The organism is Acinetobacter sp. SM34 (assembly GCF_022012365.1).
In the GTDB taxonomy this organism is placed as follows: Bacteria; Pseudomonadota; Gammaproteobacteria; order Pseudomonadales; family Moraxellaceae; genus Acinetobacter.
Genome location: NZ_JAKLTP010000001.1, coordinates 176,478 through 199,345 on the forward strand (window position 1 = coordinate 176,478; position 22,868 = coordinate 199,345).

21 protein-coding genes and 1 tRNA gene are annotated in these 22,868 nt (G+C 40.8%); 9 read left to right on the forward strand and 13 right to left on the reverse strand.

Annotated elements, in window-relative coordinates; all coding sequences use genetic code 11:
- Window positions 1–12: 12 nt before the first annotated feature.
- Window positions 13–1,152, reverse strand: coding sequence for a glutamine-hydrolyzing carbamoyl-phosphate synthase small subunit (carA, locus tag LZZ98_RS00825; RefSeq protein ID WP_237786246.1), 1,140 nt, complete (start codon window positions 1,150–1,152; stop codon window positions 13–15).
- 312 nt (window positions 1,153–1,464) lie between these two features.
- Here carA and LZZ98_RS00830 point away from each other — a divergent pair, with 312 nt between their 5' ends.
- Window positions 1,465–1,938: a hypothetical protein gene (locus tag LZZ98_RS00830; protein WP_237786247.1), complete on the forward strand. Its 474-nt coding sequence runs from the start codon at window positions 1,465–1,467 to the stop codon at window positions 1,936–1,938.
- A 151-nt stretch (window positions 1,939–2,089) separates the two neighbouring features.
- Here LZZ98_RS00830 and LZZ98_RS00835 read toward each other — a convergent pair whose 3' ends face one another.
- Both LZZ98_RS00835 and yhbY read right to left on the reverse strand, forming a co-directional pair.
- Entirely contained in the window at window positions 2,090–2,629 is a 540-nt protein-coding gene (locus LZZ98_RS00835) for a DOMON-like domain-containing protein (protein WP_237786248.1), read from the reverse strand.
- A gap of 9 nt (window positions 2,630–2,638) precedes the next feature.
- Window positions 2,639–2,962 carry a ribosome assembly RNA-binding protein YhbY gene (yhbY, locus tag LZZ98_RS00840; RefSeq protein ID WP_237786249.1) on the reverse strand — a complete coding sequence of 108 codons (324 nt, stop codon included), beginning with the start codon at window positions 2,960–2,962 and terminating at the stop codon, window positions 2,639–2,641.
- Between the two features lie 196 nt (window positions 2,963–3,158).
- Here yhbY and rlmE point away from each other — a divergent pair, with 196 nt between their 5' ends.
- From rlmE to folP, 3 genes are all read left to right on the forward strand, one after another.
- Window positions 3,159–3,809: a 23S rRNA (uridine(2552)-2'-O)-methyltransferase RlmE gene (gene rlmE / locus LZZ98_RS00845; protein WP_086176188.1), complete on the forward strand. Its 651-nt coding sequence runs from the start codon at window positions 3,159–3,161 to the stop codon at window positions 3,807–3,809.
- A gap of 132 nt (window positions 3,810–3,941) precedes the next feature.
- A complete protein-coding gene (gene ftsH, locus LZZ98_RS00850; RefSeq protein ID WP_086176187.1) occupies window positions 3,942–5,831 on the forward strand; it encodes an ATP-dependent zinc metalloprotease FtsH in 1,890 nt (629 codons plus the stop codon).
- Between the two features lie 129 nt (window positions 5,832–5,960).
- Window positions 5,961–6,818 carry a dihydropteroate synthase gene (gene folP, locus LZZ98_RS00855; protein WP_237786389.1) on the forward strand — a complete coding sequence of 286 codons (858 nt, stop codon included), beginning with the start codon at window positions 5,961–5,963 and terminating at the stop codon, window positions 6,816–6,818.
- Between the two features lie 49 nt (window positions 6,819–6,867).
- Here the strand turns inward: folP and LZZ98_RS00860 are convergent, their stop codons facing one another.
- A complete protein-coding gene (locus LZZ98_RS00860; protein WP_237786250.1) occupies window positions 6,868–7,422 on the reverse strand; it encodes a hypothetical protein in 555 nt (184 codons plus the stop codon).
- 451 nt (window positions 7,423–7,873) lie between these two features.
- Between LZZ98_RS00860 and LZZ98_RS00865 the strand changes: the two genes are divergently transcribed.
- A complete protein-coding gene (locus LZZ98_RS00865; protein WP_237786251.1) occupies window positions 7,874–8,188 on the forward strand; it encodes a DUF5713 family protein in 315 nt (104 codons plus the stop codon).
- Window positions 8,189–8,216: 28 nt separating this feature from the next.
- Here the strand turns inward: LZZ98_RS00865 and LZZ98_RS00870 are convergent, their stop codons facing one another.
- The 3 genes from LZZ98_RS00870 to LZZ98_RS00880 all read right to left on the reverse strand — a co-directional run bounded on the left by LZZ98_RS00870 (window position 8,217) and on the right by LZZ98_RS00880 (window position 9,720).
- Window positions 8,217–8,546 (reverse strand): hypothetical protein, encoded by a 330-nt coding sequence (locus tag LZZ98_RS00870; RefSeq protein WP_237786252.1) that lies wholly within the window; start codon window positions 8,544–8,546, stop codon window positions 8,217–8,219.
- Window positions 8,547–8,739: 193 nt separating this feature from the next.
- A tRNA-Leu gene (locus LZZ98_RS00875) sits at window positions 8,740–8,825 on the reverse strand.
- Window positions 8,826–8,988: 163 nt separating this feature from the next.
- Window positions 8,989–9,720: a hypothetical protein gene (locus LZZ98_RS00880; RefSeq protein WP_237786253.1), complete on the reverse strand. Its 732-nt coding sequence runs from the start codon at window positions 9,718–9,720 to the stop codon at window positions 8,989–8,991.
- Window positions 9,721–10,080: 360 nt separating this feature from the next.
- Between LZZ98_RS00880 and LZZ98_RS00885 the strand changes: the two genes are divergently transcribed.
- Window positions 10,081–10,581, forward strand: a complete 501-nt coding sequence (locus tag LZZ98_RS00885; protein ID WP_237786254.1) for a hypothetical protein — start codon at window positions 10,081–10,083, stop codon at window positions 10,579–10,581.
- 60 nt (window positions 10,582–10,641) lie between these two features.
- Here the strand turns inward: LZZ98_RS00885 and LZZ98_RS00890 are convergent, their stop codons facing one another.
- The 3 genes from LZZ98_RS00890 to LZZ98_RS00900 all read right to left on the reverse strand — a co-directional run bounded on the left by LZZ98_RS00890 (window position 10,642) and on the right by LZZ98_RS00900 (window position 13,407).
- On the reverse strand, window positions 10,642–10,923 hold the full coding sequence (locus tag LZZ98_RS00890; RefSeq protein ID WP_237786255.1) for a hypothetical protein: 282 nt from the start codon (window positions 10,921–10,923) through the stop codon (window positions 10,642–10,644).
- Between the two features lie 38 nt (window positions 10,924–10,961).
- Window positions 10,962–12,290, reverse strand: a complete 1,329-nt coding sequence (locus LZZ98_RS00895) for a hemolysin family protein (protein ID WP_086176179.1) — start codon at window positions 12,288–12,290, stop codon at window positions 10,962–10,964.
- Window positions 12,291–12,417: 127 nt separating this feature from the next.
- On the reverse strand, window positions 12,418–13,407 hold the full coding sequence (locus LZZ98_RS00900) for a LysR family transcriptional regulator (protein WP_086176178.1): 990 nt from the start codon (window positions 13,405–13,407) through the stop codon (window positions 12,418–12,420).
- Window positions 13,408–14,056: 649 nt separating this feature from the next.
- Here LZZ98_RS00900 and LZZ98_RS00905 point away from each other — a divergent pair.
- On the forward strand, window positions 14,057–15,658 hold the full coding sequence (locus tag LZZ98_RS00905; RefSeq protein WP_086176177.1) for an isocitrate lyase: 1,602 nt from the start codon (window positions 14,057–14,059) through the stop codon (window positions 15,656–15,658).
- A 131-nt stretch (window positions 15,659–15,789) separates the two neighbouring features.
- Here the strand turns inward: LZZ98_RS00905 and LZZ98_RS00910 are convergent, their stop codons facing one another.
- On the reverse strand, window positions 15,790–16,164 hold the full coding sequence (locus tag LZZ98_RS00910) for a diacylglycerol kinase (RefSeq protein WP_086176176.1): 375 nt from the start codon (window positions 16,162–16,164) through the stop codon (window positions 15,790–15,792).
- 315 nt (window positions 16,165–16,479) lie between these two features.
- On the opposite strand from LZZ98_RS00910, the gene LZZ98_RS00915 reads away from it, so the two are divergent.
- Both LZZ98_RS00915 and LZZ98_RS00920 read left to right on the forward strand, forming a co-directional pair.
- Window positions 16,480–19,575, forward strand: a complete 3,096-nt coding sequence (locus tag LZZ98_RS00915; RefSeq protein ID WP_237786256.1) for a multidrug efflux RND transporter permease subunit — start codon at window positions 16,480–16,482, stop codon at window positions 19,573–19,575.
- Between the two features lie 173 nt (window positions 19,576–19,748).
- Entirely contained in the window at window positions 19,749–20,333 is a 585-nt protein-coding gene (locus LZZ98_RS00920; protein WP_237786257.1) for a DUF4112 domain-containing protein, read from the forward strand.
- Between the two features lie 220 nt (window positions 20,334–20,553).
- Here LZZ98_RS00920 and htpX read toward each other — a convergent pair whose 3' ends face one another.
- Both htpX and LZZ98_RS00930 read right to left on the reverse strand, forming a co-directional pair.
- Window positions 20,554–21,459 carry a protease HtpX gene (gene htpX / locus LZZ98_RS00925; RefSeq protein WP_086176174.1) on the reverse strand — a complete coding sequence of 302 codons (906 nt, stop codon included), beginning with the start codon at window positions 21,457–21,459 and terminating at the stop codon, window positions 20,554–20,556.
- A gap of 135 nt (window positions 21,460–21,594) precedes the next feature.
- On the reverse strand, window positions 21,595–22,470 hold the full coding sequence (locus LZZ98_RS00930; protein ID WP_237786258.1) for a lytic transglycosylase domain-containing protein: 876 nt from the start codon (window positions 22,468–22,470) through the stop codon (window positions 21,595–21,597).
- Window positions 22,471–22,868 lie beyond the last annotated feature (398 nt).

Sequence of the window (22,868 nt, forward strand, 5' to 3'; positions counted from 1 at the left end):
ATGCTTCCTTAATTACTTCTTAGATGCTTCGATAAGTTCGATGAAATGATCGAACAGTGGTGCGCAGTCATGTGGACCAGGGCTTGCTTCAGGGTGACCCTGGAAGCTGAACGCAGGTTTATCTGTGCGATGCATACCTTGTAAGGTTTGGTCGAACAATGATTTGTGCGTAGCTTTCAAGTTAGCCGGTAGCGTGTCTGTATCTACTGCGAAGCCGTGGTTTTGAGAAGTAATCATTACTGTACCATCTTCAAGATTTTGTACAGGATGGTTGGCACCGTGGTGACCGTGAGGCATTTTCACAGTTTTTGCACCTGATGCAAGTGCAAGAATTTGGTGACCTAAACAAATACCAAATACCGGAATTTCTGTGGTTTCTACAATTGTTTTTACAGCTTCAATTGCGTAGTCACATGCAGCTGGATCGCCGGGGCCGTTCGACAAGAACACGCCATCTGGATTAAGTGCAAGAACGTCAGCAGCAGGAGTTTGTGCAGGCACTACAGTCAATTTACAACCGCGGTCTGCGAGCATACGTAAGATGTTGGTTTTGACACCGTAATCGTATGCAACAACATGGAATTTAAGTTCTGGTTGAGAGAAACCTTTACCAAGAGCCCAAGAGCCTTCAGTCCACTCATAACCTTCAGGGTCACAGCATTCTTTAGCAAGGTCTAAACCATTAAGACCACTAAATGCACGTGCTTTTTCTAGTGCTTGTTCTTCAGTGATGTTTTCGCCTGCAAGAATACAACCGTTTTGTGCACCTTTAGCTCGCAGAATACGCGTTAATTTACGTGTATCGATATCCGCGATAGCAACAACATTGTGTTGTTTAAGGTAATCACCAAGTGATTGTTCGGAACGGAAGTTGCTATGCAATAAAGGCAGGTCACGAATGATCAATCCGTTGGCCCATACTTTATGAATTCGACCTGACTCAGCGTCTTCATCATTACAACCTGTGTTACCAATATGTGGGTAAGTTAGGGTGACAAGTTGTTGTGCATAACTCGGGTCAGTCAAAATTTCTTGATAGCCAGTCATGGCAGTGTTGAAAACGACTTCACCAGTCGTACTACCCGATGCGCCAATTGAAGTACCTTTAAAAATAGTACCATCGGCAAGGGCTAAAATTGCTGGGGTGCTCAAACCAAAGCTCCTGAAATTTAGGCTGTAAAAAAGCGAGAAGACGAAAAAAAAGGAAGGCTATTATAAAACCTACCCTCCCTATGTCTGCTCGCTTGAACTTAACACGGCATTATACGCAGAAAGCTCTTTAAAGTCCATTTTATTTAACTATGAATATGTAAGATAAATGCCTTGTGTTTTGTTGAAAAGTCTGTTTGTGCTGCTGTGTATATAAAATGTAAGCAAATTAGAATTGTCTAACAAATCAAAACTTAAATTTTATCAAAACCGACTACGCTAGTGCTCTCATACAATAACTATAGGAACAAGATCATGACAGTAGAACAAAAGACAGTGAAAGCAAAAACCACTTTAAAAGAAGTGGTCGCAGAAGGTGCTGACAAGTTGGAACAAGCATCTAAAGACGCTCAGCAAAAAGTCACTGAAGCGGTGACTGAATCCACTGAAAATGTAAAAGTGGAAGCCAAGGAACTGCAAGCTAATGTGCAGGACCAAATTCAAACCCTGAAACAGGATCTTTTGCAACGTATCGAGACAATTAAGAAGCAATTGAATTTTTCACAAAAAGATTTAAGTGAATTGAAGGAGTTCATCAAATCTGAATTTAATGCTGTGATTGAAGATTTATCGAAACTTGGCAAAGAGTTAAAAGAGGATGTCAGCCAAATTTCAGTAAAACATAAAGACCATCTGGCTGAAACTTTAAAACGTTCTAAGGAGCATACTTTAGATGCGTGGAAAAAGGTGTCGGTTAAGTCGGATGATGAACCTACTTTAAAAAGCTGATAGATAGGTAGAGAAATCTACTTATATACTGGCGAGGAAGGTCGCTATGCTGGTTTTCCTTCGGTCAACATTGCAGATCTACGCAATGCAGACATAAAAAAGTGAGGTATTTTGCCTCACTTTTTTATTATTTGAATATTACTGCTATGCCTTAAAACTGATGTAGCCAATCACGTTTGTTATGAAAGTCTGCATTTGGACTGCTGTGTTGCATCGCAAAGTATTGCTCGCCTTGCGAAGTTTGGAGTACAGCCGTTAAGCCCAAGAATAGATCCGACCACTGTAATTTGTGCTTTAACATAAACTCGGTTAAGTCCAGGCTCACATTTAAACCGTAATGGGTGCGTTTGAGCTGGTTGAGCTCAATATCATGGGCAGCTTGCGGCGGCATATCTTCAGGATAACGATATTCTTCAAACAGATACGCTTGCCATGCCTGGGAAGGGGAGAGATTGATTTCTCGATAGAAATCTTCACCCTGTACCCCAATAAAAATTTCAAAACAGGTGTGTTCCCACAAGAAATCCTGACGAGGATGGTCTTGAACCATTTCAGGCCATTGCATGAGCTGATTGGGATCACGTAACCAGTAGCCCACATTTAAGCTATATGGGCTTTGTTGTTCAATCGCAGCAACTAGGGAGATCGATTGAAAGCGACGATCAAAGGCGCTAAGTTCGTAACTGGCCATGAAATCTGCTTAGTTCGATAAATGAGCGTGACGAACTAAGTTAGATAATTTGGCATTTTGTTTTGCCGCTTTTTTATAAAGCAAAGCAATTTTACCAATTTTTTGAACAACTTCAGCACCAGTTTGAGCTGAAAGGTCTTCAATTAAAGATGCGCGTTCTTCACGATCTTCAGCCACAATTTTCACTTTAATCAATTCGTGATCGTTTAAAGCACGGTTGAGTTCTTCAACCACAGCTTCAGTCAAACCTTTATCGCCAAGCATAACCACCGGGTTCAATGCATGACCAATTTGACGTAAACGTTTACGTTCCTGAATAGATAAAGCCGCCATAAAGATAACCTAATTTTAAAAACGGCCTAGTATAACAAATGCCAAGTTTAAACGCTTTATATTCTGTTGAAATAATCAATTTAGATAATTGAAAAAAACATCACCAAAGATCAGATTTAGATACAGATGTATACTGCAACAATGGTGTTTTTCACGTACAATCATATATTAGAAGTTTTTTATTATTTAGAGAGTTATGGCGACACGCATTACCAACCAGAAGTTGTCAAAAAGTAGTCGAGAGTGGATGCGCGAGCATTTGGATGATCCTTTTGTAAAGAAAGCGCAAAAGGAAGGTTATCGTGCGCGTGCTGCTTATAAGCTTCTTGAAATTCAAGAAAAATACAAAATTATTAAACCGGGCATGACTGTCGTTGACCTGGGTGCTGCACCTGGAAGCTGGTCGCAAATTGCCGGTAAGTTAGTCGGTGATAAAGGGTTATTGATTGCATCCGATATTTTGCCTATGGATGCATTGCCTGATGTGACCTTCCTGCAAGGTGACTTCCGTGAGGAAGAAGTTTTTGAAAAATTGTTAAATATTTTAAACGGACGGACTGTAGACGTTGTAATTTCGGATATGGCCCCCAATACATCAGGTAATAAGGCTGTAGATCAACCGCGTCAAATTTACCTATGTGAACTGGCTTTAGATTTTGCCAATAAGGTTTTAGGACCTAAAGGCCAATTTGTAGTCAAGGTTTTCCAAGGCACCGGATTTGATGAATTCCGTAAACAAGTTGTAGATAGCTTTGATGTATTGAAGACGGCAAAACCCGCTGCTTCACGTGCCCGTTCTAAAGAAGTATTTTTGATCGGGCAAGGTCGTAAGAAGGCTTCTAAATAAAGTTTACTTGCCAAGACGTTAAAAATTGTGCATTTTGTACATTTTTAAAATATTGCAAAGCTGATCTTCAGCTTAAATTAAGGTCATCCATTTCTGGGCATGATCAAATTAGATTGATATGGGAATAAAGCTTTGAGCGATCTCTTCAAGAATGCCGTATTGTGGCTGGTGATACTGGGTGTGCTGATTCTGATTTTCAGTAACATCAGTGACCGTAATCAACCGACTGCAATGAATTATTCAGAGTTTGTTTCAGCGGTGAATGCTGGTCAAATTAAGCAAGTCACCATTGATGGCGAAAGAATTCGTGGTGAAAAAACAAACGGTTCAGAGTTTGAAAGTATTCGTCCTGCGGTTCAAGACCCAGAACTAATGCCAAGCCTCATTAAACATAATGTTGTCGTAGAGGGCACTGCTCCTGCACGTCAAGGTTTGTTGATGCAACTTCTTATCGCTAGTTTCCCTGTACTTTTGATCATTTTGTTATTCATGTTCTTTATGCGCAACATGGGTGGTGGTGCAGGTGGTAAAAGCGGACCAATGAGTTTTGGTAAATCAAAAGCAAAAATGCTTTCTGAAGACCAAATTAAAGTTACTTTTACCGATGTTGCCGGCTGTGATGAAGCAAAACAAGAAGTTGTTGAAATTGTTGACTTCTTAAAAGATCCTTCAAAATTCAAACGTCTGGGTGCAAGTATTCCTAAAGGCGTGTTGATGGTTGGTCCTCCGGGTACCGGTAAAACCTTGCTGGCTAAAGCGATTGCCGGTGAAGCCAAAGTTCCGTTCTTCAGTATCTCTGGTTCTGACTTCGTAGAAATGTTTGTCGGTGTTGGTGCATCACGTGTACGTGACATGTTCGAACAGGCAAAACGTCATGCGCCTTGTATCATCTTTATTGATGAGATTGATGCTGTGGGTCGTCACCGTGGTTCAGGTACCGGTGGTGGTCACGATGAACGTGAACAGACCTTGAACCAGATGCTGGTAGAAATGGATGGTTTCGAAGGCAATGAAGGGATTATCGTTATCGCTGCAACTAACCGTGCTGATGTACTTGATAAAGCCTTGCTTCGTCCAGGCCGTTTTGACCGTCAAGTGATGGTTGGTTTACCAGACATTAAAGGTCGTGAACAGATTCTTAACGTGCATTTGAAAAAATTGCCTTCACACACAGGTGTGGATCTGAAAATTCTTGCTCGTGGTACACCTGGTTTCTCTGGTGCACAATTGGCTAACCTTGTAAACGAAGCAGCATTATTCGCTGCACGTCGTAACAAGAATACTGTCGATATGCATGACTTTGAAGATGCAAAAGACAAGATCTACATGGGGCCTGAGCGTAAATCGATGGTGATTCGCGAAGAAGAACGTCGTGCTACCGCTTACCATGAAGCAGGTCATGCCATTGTTGCTGAAATTTTACCGGGCACAGATCCTGTACATAAAGTGACTATTATGCCGCGTGGTTGGGCATTGGGTGTGACCTGGCAGTTGCCAGAACACGACCAAACCAGTCATTACAAAGACAAAATGCTGAATGAAATTTCAATTTTATTCGGTGGCCGTATTGCTGAAGAAGTGTTTATTAACCAGATGTCGACTGGTGCTTCCAACGACTTTGAACGTGCAACCAAAATGGCGCGTGCAATGGTGACCAAATACGGTATGTCAGACAAAATGGGCGTGATGGTCTACGAAGATGAAAACCAGAATGGTTTCTTTGGAAACGTAGGTAGCCGTACTATTTCTGAAGCGACCCAACAACAAGTGGATGCTGAAGTTCGTCGTATTTTGGATGAACAATATAAGGTTGCTCGTCATATCTTGGAAAATAACAAAGATATCGCGCATGCAATGGTGAAAGCGTTGATGGAATGGGAAACCATTGATCGTGATCAAATCCGTGACATCATGGAAGGTCGTGAACCACAACCACCTAAAGTTTATGTTGCTGAAAATCCTGTGATTGATGTAACCCCGACAGATGGTCCTGCAACACCTCCACCATTACCGGCCAGCTAAGCTGAATGTTTAAAAAGAGTCTCAACTGAGGCTCTTTTTTTATGGGGGATGATGATCGGAATGAAAAGATTTCAGTCTGTATAAATTCAGACTTGCTAGAATAGCCCAACTGTTTGAAGGAGAAACATGATGCGACTAATACCATTACCCAATCGAGTGCTGAAATGTGGGGAAATGCAGCTGGATTTGTCTACGCCGCATGTGATGGGAATTCTAAATGTGACTCCAGACTCTTTTAGTGATGGTGGCAAGCATAATGCTAAAGATACTGCTGTGGCTCATGCCTTGCAGATGATTGCAGATGGTGCAACGGTGATTGATGTGGGCGGTGAATCCACACGGCCGGGAGCTTCAGCAGTGTCAGTTGAGGAAGAAATTCGTCGGGTTGTACCAGTGGTGCAGGAATTGGCGAAACATGAGGTGATCATTTCAATTGATACTTCGGAACCTGAAGTCATTAAAGCTGCTGTACAAGCAGGTGCCCATATCTGGAATGATGTCCGTGCGTTGACACGTCCGCATGCCTTGGCAACTGCGGCTCAGCTGAATATTCCTGTGATTATTATGCATATGCGTGGTGAACCCACCACCATGAATAATTTGGATCAATATGAGGATGTAACGCTGGATGTCATCCGTGAACTGTCGCAACGGGTTCAGGATGCTTTGGAGATAGGAGTCAAGCCTGAAAATATCATGATTGATCCGGGTTTTGGTTTTGCCAAAAATGCACAGCAAAACTTAAAACTATTAAATGAATTTTATAAATTAAATGACTTGGGTTATCCCATTCTTTCAGCCCTATCACGTAAACGTTTTATCGGTGAAGCATTGGGTGGGGCAGATGCACAGCATCGAGCGGTTGGTTCGGTAGCGGCGCATTTGCTTAGTATTCAGCAAGGTGCTTGTATGGTACGTGCGCATGATGTTAAAGAAATGAGTGATGCAATTAAAGTTTGGAATGCAATGAATAATCTAGCAGTATAAGCAAGAAAAGGCTCGATAAGGTATCGAGCCTTTTTGCTTTAAGAGGTAATTATTTGCCTTTATACTCAAGCGAAGAATGGTGAACAACGATTCGTAATTTACCTTCGTTATCTTTTACAAATTTCCAGGTTTTATCTACAGTTGTTACTTCGCCTTTCTTATTGGTAAAGTGGACTTTGCCTAAAGTGCTTGCACTGTCACCCGATATATTTATAGCTGCATTATCGACTTCGCATTTTTGCCATCCACCGAGGGCAAAGCCTTTGTCATTAGGATAATTTGAATCTCCTCCCACGAAATAAGACAAAGCACCTTCTTTTGTCGTTCTGAATGTTTGCGGATTTGTGGTTAATGTGGGTTTAAACAAAACAGGGCCATCTTGATAAAAATATACGCTATCAATTACCTTGCTTGCGAGATCACTTGCTGCCTGTTTTCCGCTTTTATCATAGGTTGCACTGATATCAAGTAATGCTTTACACCAGGTTTGTTGTGCCGCTATTACTTCGGGTTCAGAAATATTATTTTTTTGAGTATCTTTCGTGGGTGTGGTAGAACATGCTGCTAAGGTTATTCCAAGAAATGTAACTAAAATGGCTTTCATAACATTTCCCTATAAAAATTATGTTTTTATTTTATAAGGTAGATTTTATTTAAATCCTAGCCATTCTATCCTATGTATCGAAAATTCAACCAAATCCCTACATGAAATAAATTTTAAAATAAATTAGTAACTTAGATTGTAAGGTGAGAAGGGTTACAGCTTTAATTGTTCTAATGATCGTGTAGTGAGCCATAAATACAGAAAGTAAAAGCTAGTATGGAAATAATCCATTTAGGATTTAGGATTTAGGTTGTGCTTGAATTGTGCAGGCACATGATGTTGACAAGATGAGTAATACCATTACTTTGCAGGGCTAGGAATCATGCTGAATATCAAAGTTCAAATGCATTAAATGAAGGAGGGTATCCCCCGTATTTATGGTTGGGTTTGGTAATTTTGTTTCTTTGTGTTATATAGGCTCGCTTTAATGCGTGTCTTTTTTGAGTTTTGTATGTTTGAAGATTTACTTCTCCCTATGTTTGATGATGAATATTATCCCGATATTCTGGTGGCTGAAGTTAAGCAGCTTATTCAACAGTTTGCGAAAAAATTAGCCAAAACTGATTTATCTGAAACTGAGATTTATCAATTTGCTGCTGAAACTGTGGTTTTAATTAATAAAATGAAGCCACAGTTTGAAGATCTTGAGTCATCTTTAGATGATACTGCCGCAGATTATATTGCTGAAGCCATGATGATGGTGGTGCAAGATCAGGGCTATATGGATATTGAAATGGAAGAATTGGTGTCTAATAGAGAGTGGTAAGTCACTCTCTATTGGTTAGTATATATATTTAAAGCTTATCTAGATTAGACAATAGTTCGGTGAGATGGCAACTTGCCTGAGGATAAATTTCTGCTATCCCATCTACGATTAAGTGATATTCCTTATTTTCAGAATAAGCACTTGCTCTTAGATTAAGCCAAAAGTTCGGGTCTTGTTGCAGCAAATTTCTGATTCGCTTTTCATCTTCAGGATGATTAAAATGCAGCGGATAAGGGTATTTCGCTAAAGTGCAGTGCTTTAAAATGAGTTGCCCTTGTTTTTCGCTTATGGTGCCAGAAAACAAATCATAAACCTTTTGGGTTTGTGGTTTTTCAATAGCATCTAGCGCATGAGTCAAGTTTGCACTGATCAATATAAACAGGCAGCTACAGAGCAGGATAAACAGGAGCAGGGTATATAGTTTAATTCGTTTCATTTTTATTCTTTTTTTATTTTTTGAATATTTTTAATCTATTTATCTTAATCATTCAGGCATAAAAAACCAGCTTATCGCTGGGTCTTTTATTGCACCATTTTAAGAAGTATTAAAATGGTGCCCGAGGCCAGACTCGAACTGGCACGCTTTGTGGGCGGGGGATTTTAAATCCCCTGTGTCTACCGATTTCACCACTCGGGCATGTGCGCAATAATAGTGGACGAAATAAAACTTGGCAAGTGTCTTTCCGTGCATTTGCTTTCTTTTCAATCAATTCATGTGCTTATCGCAGTAAAATAGGGCTTTGACCGAATTTTTGTGGTTAGGAGCTTATTTGAAAGATGAGCAAAGCTATTTTTAAAATCTACATCAAACTATCCAGATAGGTTTCGACATCGACATGCTTGTGGGTTTTACACAGTTCATTTTCATAACGAATCAGCTGTATATGCAGATCGATAAACTTTTTTTCTTGTTGTCGCAGCGTATGACGCTCAGTTGAGTTCTTGCTGGTGAATAGACTTTTAAACTGCATTTTTAAAACTTGCTTATAGGCCCAAAAGCAGATGCGGCGGGTTTCTTGCAGATAAAAATATTGCTCGTTTTGAGTCCCTTCAAGAAACATATTTTCTTTGTAAAAACGAACAAAGCCAAAACTTAAGGCAAAGAAAAATAGAATGATTTGTAAAACTGTACTTTCAATATAGGCGATATTGACTGTTTGTAGCACAATTACAACTGCCAGTTTAACTGGAGTATGGCGAAGTTGCTGATATAAAGAAGTCGAGCTATGTTTAATTTGTTTAATAACCACAGGAGTGTAGAGCATAAACAGCAACATAATGGCTAGAACGGCAATTCCTTGTGAGCGAAAAGCATTAAATTGAGGAAATTGGCTAGCAATATAAGGGCTTAAACTCATTGAAAGAGAGATGAAAATCATCGCAGCCAGAACCCAGGGAATCAGCTCTTTCAGTTCGTCTAAGATGCCTTTGGTTTTGATCATGCTATAAAACAAATAATTTCTTTTAAACGCTGCAGGGTATTGTTCCCGAAGTTGTTTTAAAAAAAGTGCAGTTTGCTTATTGCTGATCATAAGGATTAAAGAAACATAAAAAGTAAGGCTAATATAAAGGATTTGACAGTATTTAACAGAGAAATATCCTGCAACTTACTGTTTCCTTCATCTCAAAATAAATCTTTATTCGGTTGTTTGAATTGAACTAAATTTTCAGTTCGCTATATAGACTTAAATTTTGTCTTTACTTATTTCACATGAAGAGATGGGTATTTGATGTGTTCGTAATGAGTGGGAGATATTGCACTAATAAACAGGCTTGCAGCAATATTTTAAATTATCAAGCCAGTAACAATATCGGGAGTGTAATTTTATTCCTGTATTCAATCTGGAATTATGCGAAAATAGTCCTTTCTTATTTTTGTCCAAGGACAGTTCATGACTGATCAATCTCCTGAATCTTTAAGCGATATCGAAATTTTAGACATTTTACAGTCCATGAAAGACGATGAGCTGAATACTGAAGCGAAAGAGATTATCCGTAATGGCGGTAAGGCTGGTCGTCAAGAAGCACATAAACAGGCATTGGTGGCTTTAAATGCCAGCTTTGAAGACAAGTTTGTTGAAGCTGTGACTTTGGCACTGAATTTAAACGAAGCGCAAAGCAAAAAAATTCGTTATAAAAAAGACCGTATCCGTATTTTAAAAGCACGTGGCATTGATTATTTAGCTATAGATGGTGCCGAAACGGCACAGGTTTTATCGCAAGTTGCGCAAGCCATTGTACGTGAAGATGCTGTAGTCACTCATGACCTGCATAATATTTTTCCTTTCTGGAAAGAAGGCTGGCCTATGGTGCAGTTTGACAATGCTTATAAAATTCTGGAAGAAGACATTACCATTCACTATCAAGCTGTCTTAGATGCTTTAATCGCTTAGTCTTAAAAAGACAATTAAAAAGCACCTTTGGGTGCTTTTTTTGGCGCTTAATTCGATTCTTTATGGATACAGCCATGCCAGTAATATGCTGATAGGCCAAATAAAAAGTCGCCACCAGCTGATCAAGGGATACCAGAATAACTCACCGATTCGCATGGTTGAGTCATAATTTTTTCTTTTTCGTTCATAACTATAAGGCGTAATCCAGCACGCCAAAATGAGCAATACGATTGCAAGAATCAAAATTAAAGGCTGGGTTTGCCGGGCGAAAAAATAATAGATCATGTAAAGGCCTGAATAAAAACTCAGGCAGGCAAGCAGGGCAGTCATTGGAAAGTTCATGGTTTTATTTATTTTAAATTAAAAGGAAAAGAATCAGATTACTCTGATCCTTTAAGGTCGTCATGAGATTCAGTTTCTTTTAAAAGACGCGTAACCAGAAGTTGGTCAATTTTAAAATGATCGACATCAACCACTTCAAATTTATAGTTGCCATAAATGACGGTGTCGGCAGGACGTGGAATCTTGCGTAGACGGTACATCATAAAACCTGCCAGTGTTTCATAATTTTCTTCATCCGGCATTTCATCGATTTCAAGGGCGTGTTTCAGATCCTCAATCGGGGTACTACCATCAATCAGCCAAGAGTTGTTATCACGTTTAATAATTTGCTGATCAGCTTCAATCGGAGTGACCCAGTCGCCCATCACGGTAATCATAATATCTGACAGGGTGATGACACCAACCACCAAGGCATATTCATTAATGACCACTGCGAACTTTTCTTTGGTAGAACGGAAGCGATCCAGCAATTCGGATAAAGTTAAAGTATCGGGGATGGTGAGTACATTACGAATGGTATTTTCATTGAGTTGCAGTAAAGACTGGTTATTCAGAATACGCACCAGGATATCTTTAGCATCTACATAGCCAATCACATCATCAATATTTTCACTGCAAACCAGAAACTTGGAGTAAGGATATTCAGCCAGTTTTTGGCGAATACTCGATTCAGATTCTTTTAAAGTAAAGAACACCACATTTTCACGTGTGGTCATACTCGAAGGCACATTACGTTCTTCAAGCTCAAACACGTTTTCAATGAAATGATGTTCCTGTTTTTGTAATACGCCGGCTTGTGCGCCGGCATCCATCACGGCAGAGATATCAGCAAAGGTGATATTGTCTTCACGTGTGGTATTGACCTTGAATAAGCGGAATAACAGGTTGGCAATCGTATTGATAAACCAGGCTAAAGGCTTGCAGACGGTAATAAAGATCTGAATCGGGTTAATCACCGACACTGCAATTTTTTCAGGTGCAATCATGGCCAAACGTTTTGGCATTAAATCAGCAAATAAAATAAATAGTGAAGTGACTAAGGTGAATGAGAGGGTAAAGCTAATTGTTTCAGTCCAAGGACCTTGGTAGAAGCCGGATACAAGTTCAAGGAAATAAGGACGGAAGGCACCTTCACCCAGAATACCGCCCAGAATGGCAACGGCATTTAAGCCGATTTGCGATGCTGCGAAAAAGTCTGCTGAATTTTCCTGTAAATCTAACACTTTCTGAGCGCGTTCTTCGCCCGATTCAGCAAGTATTTTAAGTTTAACTTTACGTGCACCTGCGAGGGCAATTTCAGTTAAAGATAAAAAACCTGCCCCGACAATAAGGATGACGATGATGACGATATTTTGAAAGAGGCTCACAAATCCACCTGTGGATCATCATTATTATGAATATTTTTAACACAAAAAAACTGTGGGTAGTAATGGAATTACTACCCAGATAAATACAGTATAAGCTTAAAAAAGAAGAATTTAAGAAAAAACGTTGTTAATAGTGTGAAAATTGGGAATTATTCATTAAAAACTCACGATTTTCTTCTTCAATCATCTGACGCGCCACATACAGAATCAGCTGACGTAACCAGCGATGTGCGGGATGGTGATGTAATAAAGGACACCATGCCATTTTCAATTCAAACTCGGGAATATAGAACGGTGGGTCTTTAATCAGTAGGTTCTGGTTTTTAGCCTGCAAACGTGCAATACGTGTGGGCAAAGTTGCAACCAGATCAACATTGGCAGCCAATAGCCCTGGCATTTGATAGTGACGGGTAAAGACCGAAATCTTGCGTTTTTGCCCGATACGTTCCAAAGCCTGATCAATCCAGCCCAGACCGGCTTGTTTTTCAGGATTGACCCCAAAACCCACACCCATACCTGTTTTAGAAACCCAAATATGCTGTGCATCGAGGTAACTTTTCAGGTTGAGATTGGCGCTGGCAGGGTGCTTATTATTGAGTAAGCAAGAAAAACTGTCACGCCATACCAAAACCTGGTGGAAACTTTGCGGAATTTCATTGAAGCGGTTAATGGCCAGATCAACTTTACCCTGTTCCATGTCGCGGTAGGACACATCACTTGGAGTTAAAAAGTCGAGGACCACATTCGGTGCTTCTGAGCGTAACGCTTTGACCAAACGCGGTACTAAAGTCGCTTCTGCATAGTCCGAAGTCATAATTCGGAATACGCGATTCGAGGTATAAGGACGGAATTCGGTACGCGGTTCCAGAATCATCGACAAATCAGAAAGTGCATCTCGAATACGCGGTTGTAACTCCAAAGCACGTTCTGTGGGTGTCATCCCTTCAGAAGAACGGATTAATAGCGGATCATTAAATAAGTTACGTAAACGACGCAGAATGTTACTCATGGCAGGTTGAGTTACACCCAATTGTTCTGCCGCACGCGTTACATTTTTTTCACGAAGGAGTACATCAAGATATATTAATAGATTGAGATCGACTCGCTCCAGATTCATAAAAGAAATACCGAAAATAAACTCATGAAATTATTTCGATTATGCCATAAGCGACAAGGCTTGTGTAGGAATATTGATGAAAAAAGAAACGGGATAATACCGAGATTATTATAGAAAAATCACTCAATGAACGGCTTTGGGCAGGAATGATTACAGTAAAGTCTACTAAATCCAAAAAAAATTGGTCAGGTTTTTCAATATGCTGCAAAAGTACAGCTGTAATGATCTGAAAAAAGCAAAAATAGCTGAAATAAAATACAAATGTATTTTGAAGATAGGGGATAAAAATGTACAAAAATAAGCTTAAAAATAACGGGTCAAGCATTTTTGTTGCGAGGCAAGACTTAAGTCTAATGAAGAAAATAACAGCAAAAGGAATATTTTTTAAGCGAAATGCTATTTTGTTAATTTCAAATAAATTAAATTAAAACAATAATTTAAAATTTTGAAACATAAATATAATACGACTTTGATCTACATATTTTTTAAATAAATACTGAGAATTACTGGAGGATATTGGATTAATTTTTTCAGTCAATCTAAGCTGTGTCCATAGCAACGAAGCGCTCTAAATCTGAACAAATCAATATCTTGCAGATTTAGTCCTTTGATTGATGAAATCCTAAAATTATATACAGGGTAGAATATCATGACTACATACCAAACAGCGATTGATGCAATCCGCGAATTAAAAGCGAAATTCGGCAACACTTGGGCAGACATCAGTCCTGAAGATGCTGCGCGTATGCAAATCCAAAACCGTTTCAAAACTGGTTTAGACATTGCGAAATACACAGCTGCGATTATGCGTCGTGATATGGCTGCTTATGATGCTGACTCTAGCAAATACACTCAATCATTAGGTTGCTGGCACGGTTTCATCGCACAACAAAAAATGATTGCGAACAAAAAATACTTCGGTACTACTGAACGTCGCTACATCTACCTTTCTGGTTGGATGGTTGCTGCTCTTCGTTCAGAATTCGGTCCTCTTCCTGACCAATCTATGCACGAAAAAACTTCTGTTCCTGCATTAATCGAAGAAATCTACACTTTCTTACGTCAAGCTGATGCGAAAGAATTAAACGACTTGTTCCGTGCGCTTAAAAAAGCAAACGAAGCTGGTGATACTGCTAAAGCTGCTGAAATCACTGCTCAAATCGACGGTTTCCAAACTCACGTTGTGCCAATTATTGCAGACATCGACGCTGGTTTCGGTAACGAAGAAGCGACTTACTTACTTGCTAAGAAAATGATCGAAGCTGGTGCTTGTGCGCTACAAATCGAAAACCAAGTATCTGACGCGAAACAATGTGGTCACCAAGCTGGTAAAGTAACAGTTCCACACGAAGACTTCATCGCGAAAATCCATGCTCTTCGCTATGCATTCTTGGAAATGGGTCTTGACGACGGTATCATCGTTGCACGTACTGACTCTGAAGGCGCTGACTTGACTCAAAAAATCCCAGTGGTTAAAGAGCCAGGCGATATCGCTTCTCAATACATTAGCTACTTAGACACAACTGAAATCGACATTTCAGAAGCTCAAGAAGACGAAATCCTAATCAAACGTGATGGTAAACTTCACCGTCCTAAACGTTTAGCGTCTGGTTTGTACCAGTTCCGTGAAGGCACTCAAATCGACCGCGTTGTACTTGACTGTGTAACTAGCCTTCAAAACGGTGCTGACCTTCTTTGGATCGAAACTGCAACGCCAAACGTTGACGAAATCGCTCACATGGTTAACCGTGTTAAAGAAACGATTCCAAATGCGAAACTTGTTTATAACAACTCGCCATCATTCAACTGGACTTTAAACTTCCGTCAACAAGCTTACGATCGTTGGGTTGCTGAAGGTAAAGACGTTTCTGCTTATGACCGCGCTAAATTAATGAGCGCTGAGTATGATGCTACTGAATTAGCTGCTGATGCTGATGAAAAAGTACGTACATTCCAAGCAGATGCTTCTCGTGAAGCGGGCGTGTTCCATCACTTGATCACACTTCCGACTTACCATACAGCTGCGCTTTCTACTCACGAACTTGCTCAAGGTTACTTCGGTTCTGAAGGTATGTTGGCTTATGTTGCTGGCGTTCAACGTAAAGAAATCCGCGGTACAATCGCTTGTGTTAAACACCAAGCAATGGCGGGTTCTGACATCGGTGATGATCACAAAGAAATCTTCTCTGGTGACAATGCTCTTAAAGCGCACGATGATGCTAAAAACACAATGAACCAATTCGGTGGCTAATCCTCCCGATTGATTCAAAAAAAAACCCTGCGCATGCAGGGTTTTTTTATGCTTTAAAATTCTGGGTAATAGATGAAAAAAAGCACCCGTTAAGGTGCTTTTAAATCGCCTAGATTAAGGACATAAAATAACTAGTGAATCAAAATAATCAGCCAAACAAAAAAGATTATGCTGAGGGAAACAAACTGCGCTGCACTGCCCATGTCCTTGGCATTCTTTGAAAGCGGATGTTTTTCTAATGAAATACGGTCGACCACGGCTTCAATGGCTGAATTGAACAATTCCACAATGAGTGCCAGCAAACAGACAGCCACCATGAGGGCTTGTTCAACGGCACTGACATCCAGAAAAAAGCTGACTGGAATTAAAATGGTATTAATGAATACGATCTGACGAAAAGCAGCTTCATGCATAAATGCTGCCTTAAAACCAGCCAGTGAATACTGGGTGGCATTGAATACACGCTTAACACCTGTTTTGCCTTTAAAAGGGGAATAAGAGTTCATTGCACTCAAACATTGACTAATTTGAGCCATTATATTCGATTTTGCTTAATCTAAAATTAATCAAAAAATAAATTAAAATATTGAAATAAAAACATTAAAAATATGTGCCATGAGCCAAGCGTCACAAGAGATAACGATTTAATATAAAAATTCCCTTCATATTTTCTCCTTATTTAAGGCAAAGTCTCATTTTTCTGTTAAATATGGTTGGCTTTTATACTTCTGTCATTGATGATCAATATCAAATAAATCATTTTAAGTATTCAATGATTGAGTTGAATTTTTTATATCTCACCCTTTAAGTGACCAGGACATATGCTGTCTAGATTTTTTATTCATCGACCGATTTTTGCAGGTGTTTTAGCCATTATCTTGATGGCTTTTGGTATTTTTGCGATGCTGAATTTACCGGTAGAGCGCTTTCCGGATATTGCCCCGCCACGTATTAGTGTAAGTGCCAGCTATAACGGCGCTTCGGCGGAAACGGTGGAAGAAAGTGTTACCCAGGTGCTGGAACAGCAAATTAAAGGCATTGATCATCTACTTTATTTTAGTTCCAGCAGTGATTCATCTGGCCGCAGCCGCATTAACATCAGTTTTGAAAATGGCACCGATCCGGATACGGCACAAGTTCAGGTACAAAATGCGATTAATGGGGTACTGAATCGTTTACCGGATGAGGTGCAGCGTCAGGGAGTGAATGTATTCAAGTCACTGGGTGATACGCACATGGTTATTGGCCTGTACGATGCCACGGGTAAAAGTGACAGCATTGCCTTGTCCGATTATATGCAGACCCATCTGGAAGAAGATCTGGCACGCATAGACGGTATTGGTGAAGTCGATGTTTTTGGTTCGCAATATGCCATGCGTATCTGGCTAAACCCGTTAAAATTAAAACAATACAGTTTAATGCCGAGTGATATCCGCGCTGCGGTTGAAGCCCAAAATACCCAAGTCGCAGCAGGGGCGGTAGGGGATCTGCCGACAGTCGCAGACCAGTATTTAAATGCCAAAGTCACTTCGGGTTCACGTTTAAAAACGGTACCGGAATTTGAAAATATCATTGTCAAATCTGCGCGTGATGGCAGTTTTATCTATTTAAAAGATGTCGCTAGAGTAGAACTGGGGGCAGAAAATTATCAATCCATGAATACCATCAACGGTTTTCCTTCTGCCGGGATGGGCATTTCGCTGGCTTCCGGTGCCAATGCCCTAGCAACTTCAGCGCTAATTCAGGCTGAAGTGGATCAGATTTCGAAGCAGCTTCCTGAAGGGTATAAGCTGGTTTATCCGCGTGATAATACGCCCTTTGTAAAAGAATCGATTAAGGAAGTGGTGAAAACCCTGTTCGAAGCGGTATTGCTGGTGATTGCAGTGATGTTTCTGTTTCTGCAAAACTGGCGCGCAACGCTTATTCCCGCAATTACCGTACCTGTGGTACTGCTAGGAACAATGGCGATATTGTATGTGCTCGGCTTGAGTATCAATACGCTAACCCTGTTTGCCCTGGTTCTGGCGATTGGGCTGCTGGTGGATGATGCCATTGTGGTGGTGGAGAATATTGAACGGTTGATGCATGAGAAAAATTTAACGGCTCAGCAAGCATCGATTGAATCCATGCAGGAAATTAGTGGGGCATTGGTCGGGATTACACTGGTACTGACGGCCGTGTTTATTCCCATGGCATTTTTTGGCGGTTCAACCGGGGTGATTTACCGCCAGTTTTCGATTACCTTGGTCGCTGCCATGGCTTTATCTCTGGCTGTGGCACTGGTATTAACGCCAGCTTTATGTGCGCTGGTTTTAAAGCCCAATCCACAGCCTGCCCGATGGGCAGTCTGGTTTAATCGCAACCTGGATCATTTAAAACATGGTTATTTAAAATTATCCAATCTTAGCCTTCAGCATAAGGGGATTTACCTTATCATTTTTGCTGCACTGATCAGTGTTTTTGCGCTGTTTTATCGGGCCTTGCCGACCAGTTTTATTCCGAGTGAAGATCAGGGCATTTTAAATGTGCAGTTTAAACTGGTGGATGGTGCACCGATGTCGAAAAGTTCCGAAATTGGTGAGCAGATTAGACAATATTTTCTGAACAATGAAAAACAGAATGTAAATCTGGTGATGGTGCGTTATGGCCGTAATGCAGCGGGAACGGGACAAAATTTAGGTCAGGGTTTCATTGCCTTAAAACCTTGGGATGAGCGTTCTGGAAAAGAAAATTCAGCCCAAGCGATTCGGGAACGCGCCTTAAAACATTTTAAAAACAATCCGAATGCGCAAATTAATGTGACCATGCCCGCTTCGGTCAGTGGTTTAGGTCAAACTGATGGACTGGATTTTTGGATTCGTGACATCAATGGCCAAGGTCGTGCCTATCTGGATAGCCAGTTTAAGCAATTGCAGCAGCAGGCAAAACAATACAGCAGTTTTGAAAATCTGGACAAACGCTCGAATCCTGATAAAGCAGGATTGAAGGTGAATATTGACCAGAAACTGGCGATGGCAAATGGCCTGTCACAAGCGGCCATAAACAGTACCTTGGCGAGCGCATGGGGCGGCAGCTATATCAATGATTTTATCGACCGCGGCCGGATTAAACGGGTGATGATGCAAGGTGATGCCGAATTTCGTTCTAAACCTGAAGATCTGCAATACTGGTATGTGCGTAATGATTTAAATCAGATGGTGTCATTTAGCAATTTTGCCAGTGTCAGCTGGAGTGGCGGGCCAGATGTGGTGAATCGTTATATGGGTTATACCGCATTGCAAATGGAAGCGGATACCGCCAAAGATATCAGTTCGGGCGTGGCAATGGGTGATGTTGAGCAGCTGGTTGAACAGCACCCGGGGATAGACGTGGCATGGAGCGGTTTATCCTATGAAGAAAAACGCTCGAGTAATCAGGCTTTATTGTTGTATGTGTTGTCGATTGGATTTATTTTCCTGTGTTTAGCAGCACTGTATGAAAGCTGGTCTATTCCTACGGCAGTATTAAGTGCCATTCCTTTGGGGATTGGCGGTAATATCCTGTTCAGCTATTTTGCCGGTTTTCCAAATGACATTTATTTTCAGATTGCCTTGCTTACCACGATAGGCTTGTCCTGTAAAAATGCCATTTTAATTGTCGAGTTTGCCGCACTTGCGGAGCAGCAAGGCCGCAGTGTGATTGAGGCTGCTCTGGAAGGGGCAACTCTGCGTTTACGCCCGATTCTGATGACTTCACTGGCTTTTGGTGCAGGGGTGATTCCACTGGTATTTGCCTTTGGTGCAGGTGCAGCCAGCCGTCAGGAAATCGGGGTGAGTGTTTTAGGCGGCGTGATCTTTGCGACCTGTTTGGTGCTGATTTTTATTCCTTTTATGTATGTGCTGATTCGTACCCTGTTTAAAGCCAAACCACTGGCATAATCTGATGTAATTCAATCCCTCAATATTCTGAAGCAAAAGTGGGATATTGAGGGATTTGTGTAGTACATAGTTCGTAGTTTCCTCTCACTTGCTCATTACATCAATACACATCAAGTTGCTCAGATATGATGTAATCTCAATTATTTAGAAGAATTATGTCTGGGGAACAGGCGATGTCCGAACAACCAAAAAAACTCAGCCAGCAAGAAGTCATACGTTTGGAACGGGATTTAGCCAAGTTTGCCAATATGATGGATTCGGTGGTTCGAATTCCATTTACCAAGCAGGGTGTCGGGGCGGATGCTGCCTTAAGTACCATTCCAGTGGCTGGAGATGTTGCCGGATTTGTACTGACTTGCTATGCCATCTATAAGGCCAAGCAAATTGGCGTGCCACAAAGCAAGCTGGCTCCGGTGTTGAGATTGGCCATGATGGATGCTGTGGTCGGTTTTATTCCAGTGCTGGGAACTGTATTTGATGTGTTTATTCGCCCTAGCCGTAAGGCCCTGGCAATCGTCCATGATCATATACGTGAGGAATATCAGATTCGCAGTGAGTCGCATGTCACCCATCCCTTTTTACATGAACGTCTAGAGCACAAGCAGCAATATTCTGCTTTTTGGCGGAATCCTGTCGTGGCCTGGATCTGGCTGCATCTTCCTGATCTGTTCGGTGTTGTTTTTATCATTTTATTAATCATTGCCATGTGGTTGGGGTTCAGTTGGTTATGGCAATGGTGGCAAGGTTTGAAGGTTTAAAGCCGTGCGGGAGTATACCTCAATCGATGATAGTGCTATGAATTTAGCTGTAAATGGTTTTGCTGACATATCATTTGGATCGCATATTTACGTTTTAATTTAAGTATTCATCAAAGATAGGCTGTGATTAATTGATCTAAGCAATTTTTTAGATTAGATCCAGCCACATAAAAAAAGCCTCCATGACGGAGGCTTTTTATATTCCATTTATCTCAACAGATTATGGACAATTTAACTGGTGTAATGCAGCCACACGTTGTTCAATGGTAGGGTGGGTCTGGAACAAAGCAGCCAGGCTAAAACCTTGTTCTTTACCTTCTGCAATTGCAAAGGCTTTCATTTCTTTCGGCATTTGATCAGGTAATTCTGATTCTGCCTGTAAACGCAATAATGCAGAAATCATCGCTTGCTTGCCGGCTAAACGCGCGCCTGCTTCATCGGCACGATATTCGCGCTGACGTGAGAACCACATGACGATAGAAGATGCCAAAATACCAAATACAATATCCAGTACCATGGTAATACCAAAGTAAGCCAGGCCCGGTGCTTCGCCGTCTTCACGACCAAACACGTTACGGTCAATAAAGTCACCGACTACACGAGCAAAGAACATGACAAAGGCATTGACGACACCTTGAATCAAGGCAAGAGTCACCATATCGCCATTGGCAACGTGACCAATTTCATGCGCAAGTACCGCACGAAGTTCGTCTTTGTTCATTCGTTCGAGTAAACCCGTTGAAACGGCGACTAAAGCGTCGTTTTTGTTCCAGCCTGTAGCAAAAGCATTGGACTGATAAGAAGGGAAAATACCCACTTCTGGCATGTTAATACCAGCGCGTTGCGACAATTGTGCAACTTCTTGTAATAACCATGCTTCTGCTTGGTTACGAGGCGCATTCGGGTCAATTAATTCTGTGCCAGTGGTTTTTTTCGCCATCCATTTTGACATGAACAGGGAAATGAGAGAACCAACCATACCAAAGACAAAACAGATGACCATTAGGTTGCCTAGATTTAAGCCACCCGCGCCATGGTAACTACCGACACCGAAGAGTGACAAAATAATGCCAGCTACAACCAGTACCGCGAGGTTGGTAAGCAAGAACAAACCAATCCGCATCATTGAGAAAATCCTCTTATAATAAAAAAATGATCTGATTTATGAATCAAAAATCGTCTTAGTAAATATGAGGTGTAAGTGTTAAAAATTCAAGAAAAAATTAATAAAACTCTATAATGATGCAGTTTCTAAAATAATTTAATTGTCAGCAATTGAAATTTTCGCTGAAGCGGTGGCATGTGCCGTGGCATAAGAACCCATAGGTGCATCGGTAAAACGGCCATCGGATGCCACAATAATCTGGCGCTGATAGCTATGTTGCGGGCTAGGGGTAGAAGTGGATGAAGCAGATGGGTAATGCTCGGATTGGGCAACAATTTTGCCGGCATCGGAACCAGATTTTGTTGAATTTGAGCTATGACCCAAGCCATTGGCATATAAGTTGCTGAAACGGCTGCTCACGCGTCTGACATAATCTTGTGTTTCTTTGAACGGAGGAACACCGCCATATTTGGTGACATTGCCTTCACCGGCATTATAACTGGCTAATACCAGCGAGGTATTACCGTTAAAGCGTTTCATCAGCCAAGCCAGGTATTTTGCTCCACCCATAATGTTTTGTTGCGGGTCAAAAGCATTTGAAACATTAAAGCGTCGTGCAGTCGCCGGCATGAGCTGCATCAGTCCCTGGGCACCCACAGGCGAGCGTGCATTGACATTAAAACCAGATTCGGTATGCATCACGGCTTTAATCAGTCCTTCAGATATTCCATGCTGAGAAGCAGCCTGTTTAATCAGGGGGTCAAAGACATTTTTATTGCGACTATAACTCGGAAGTACCGAAGCTTCAGATGAACCCCAGTTACTATAGCTATGGATATTGCTGTCTGGGTAGTAAGTCTTTTTTTCGACTTTAAGATGGTTATAACGATTTTTTTTATTGGTGAGCAAGGTCGTACCATTCGAATCTTTTAACTGATAAATGGTTTCACCGGCATAACTAGTCGTTGCAACAGAATGAACTGCCACAAACCCCAAAAAATAAAGTCCAGTTTTTACAAAGTTATTTTTCATTTTTATAGATAGAAAACATCTGTTCCAAACAGTACAAGTGGAGTTTAACAAAAAAAAACAAGTTAGAAAGCATTACTCCATTAATTTCCCCACTAATTTGTAAAAATCAAGTACTGTTTGTAGAGATAGTAATCAAAAAAAATTTTAATTTTTTTTTAATCAGGATAACTTGACACATATAAGCTATTGATTTTAAATAAAAACAAAATTGATCAAAAAATGATCAATTTAAATAGAAGCCTTAACTTGCAGGTCAGACACCTTGTCAAGTGTTTTAAAATCCACAAAGTTATCCACAGGTTTTGTGGACAACTGTGGAAAAGTACAAATGGCAAGCATCGTGGCTATTTTTTGAACTGCTAAGGTCAAAATAAATATCAGGGTTTTAGATGAAAAGG

What these genes read in the sequence shown, in the direction of transcription:
- LZZ98_RS00830 (WP_237786247.1), top strand. Translation starts at nt 1,465, where the DNA reads ATGACAGTAGAACAAAAGACAGTGAAAGCAAAAACCACTTTAAAAGAA.
- LZZ98_RS00835 (WP_237786248.1), bottom strand. Translation starts at nt 2,629, where the DNA reads ATGGCCAGTTACGAACTTAGCGCCTTTGATCGTCGCTTTCAATCGATC.
- yhbY (WP_237786249.1), bottom strand. Translation starts at nt 2,962, where the DNA reads ATGGCGGCTTTATCTATTCAGGAACGTAAACGTTTACGTCAAATTGGT.
- rlmE (WP_086176188.1), top strand. Translation starts at nt 3,159, where the DNA reads ATGGCGACACGCATTACCAACCAGAAGTTGTCAAAAAGTAGTCGAGAG.
- folP (WP_237786389.1), top strand. Translation starts at nt 5,961, where the DNA reads ATGCGACTAATACCATTACCCAATCGAGTGCTGAAATGTGGGGAAATG.
- LZZ98_RS00860 (WP_237786250.1), bottom strand. Translation starts at nt 7,422, where the DNA reads ATGAAAGCCATTTTAGTTACATTTCTTGGAATAACCTTAGCAGCATGT.
- LZZ98_RS00865 (WP_237786251.1), top strand. Translation starts at nt 7,874, where the DNA reads ATGTTTGAAGATTTACTTCTCCCTATGTTTGATGATGAATATTATCCC.
- LZZ98_RS00880 (WP_237786253.1), bottom strand. Translation starts at nt 9,720, where the DNA reads ATGATCAGCAATAAGCAAACTGCACTTTTTTTAAAACAACTTCGGGAA.
- LZZ98_RS00885 (WP_237786254.1), top strand. Translation starts at nt 10,081, where the DNA reads ATGACTGATCAATCTCCTGAATCTTTAAGCGATATCGAAATTTTAGAC.
- LZZ98_RS00890 (WP_237786255.1), bottom strand. Translation starts at nt 10,923, where the DNA reads ATGAACTTTCCAATGACTGCCCTGCTTGCCTGCCTGAGTTTTTATTCA.
- LZZ98_RS00900 (WP_086176178.1), bottom strand. Translation starts at nt 13,407, where the DNA reads ATGAATCTGGAGCGAGTCGATCTCAATCTATTAATATATCTTGATGTA.
- LZZ98_RS00905 (WP_086176177.1), top strand. Translation starts at nt 14,057, where the DNA reads ATGACTACATACCAAACAGCGATTGATGCAATCCGCGAATTAAAAGCG.
- LZZ98_RS00910 (WP_086176176.1), bottom strand. Translation starts at nt 16,164, where the DNA reads ATGAACTCTTATTCCCCTTTTAAAGGCAAAACAGGTGTTAAGCGTGTA.
- LZZ98_RS00915 (WP_237786256.1), top strand. Translation starts at nt 16,480, where the DNA reads ATGCTGTCTAGATTTTTTATTCATCGACCGATTTTTGCAGGTGTTTTA.
- LZZ98_RS00920 (WP_237786257.1), top strand. Translation starts at nt 19,749, where the DNA reads ATGTCCGAACAACCAAAAAAACTCAGCCAGCAAGAAGTCATACGTTTG.
- htpX (WP_086176174.1), bottom strand. Translation starts at nt 21,459, where the DNA reads ATGATGCGGATTGGTTTGTTCTTGCTTACCAACCTCGCGGTACTGGTT.
- LZZ98_RS00930 (WP_237786258.1), bottom strand. Translation starts at nt 22,470, where the DNA reads ATGAAAAATAACTTTGTAAAAACTGGACTTTATTTTTTGGGGTTTGTG.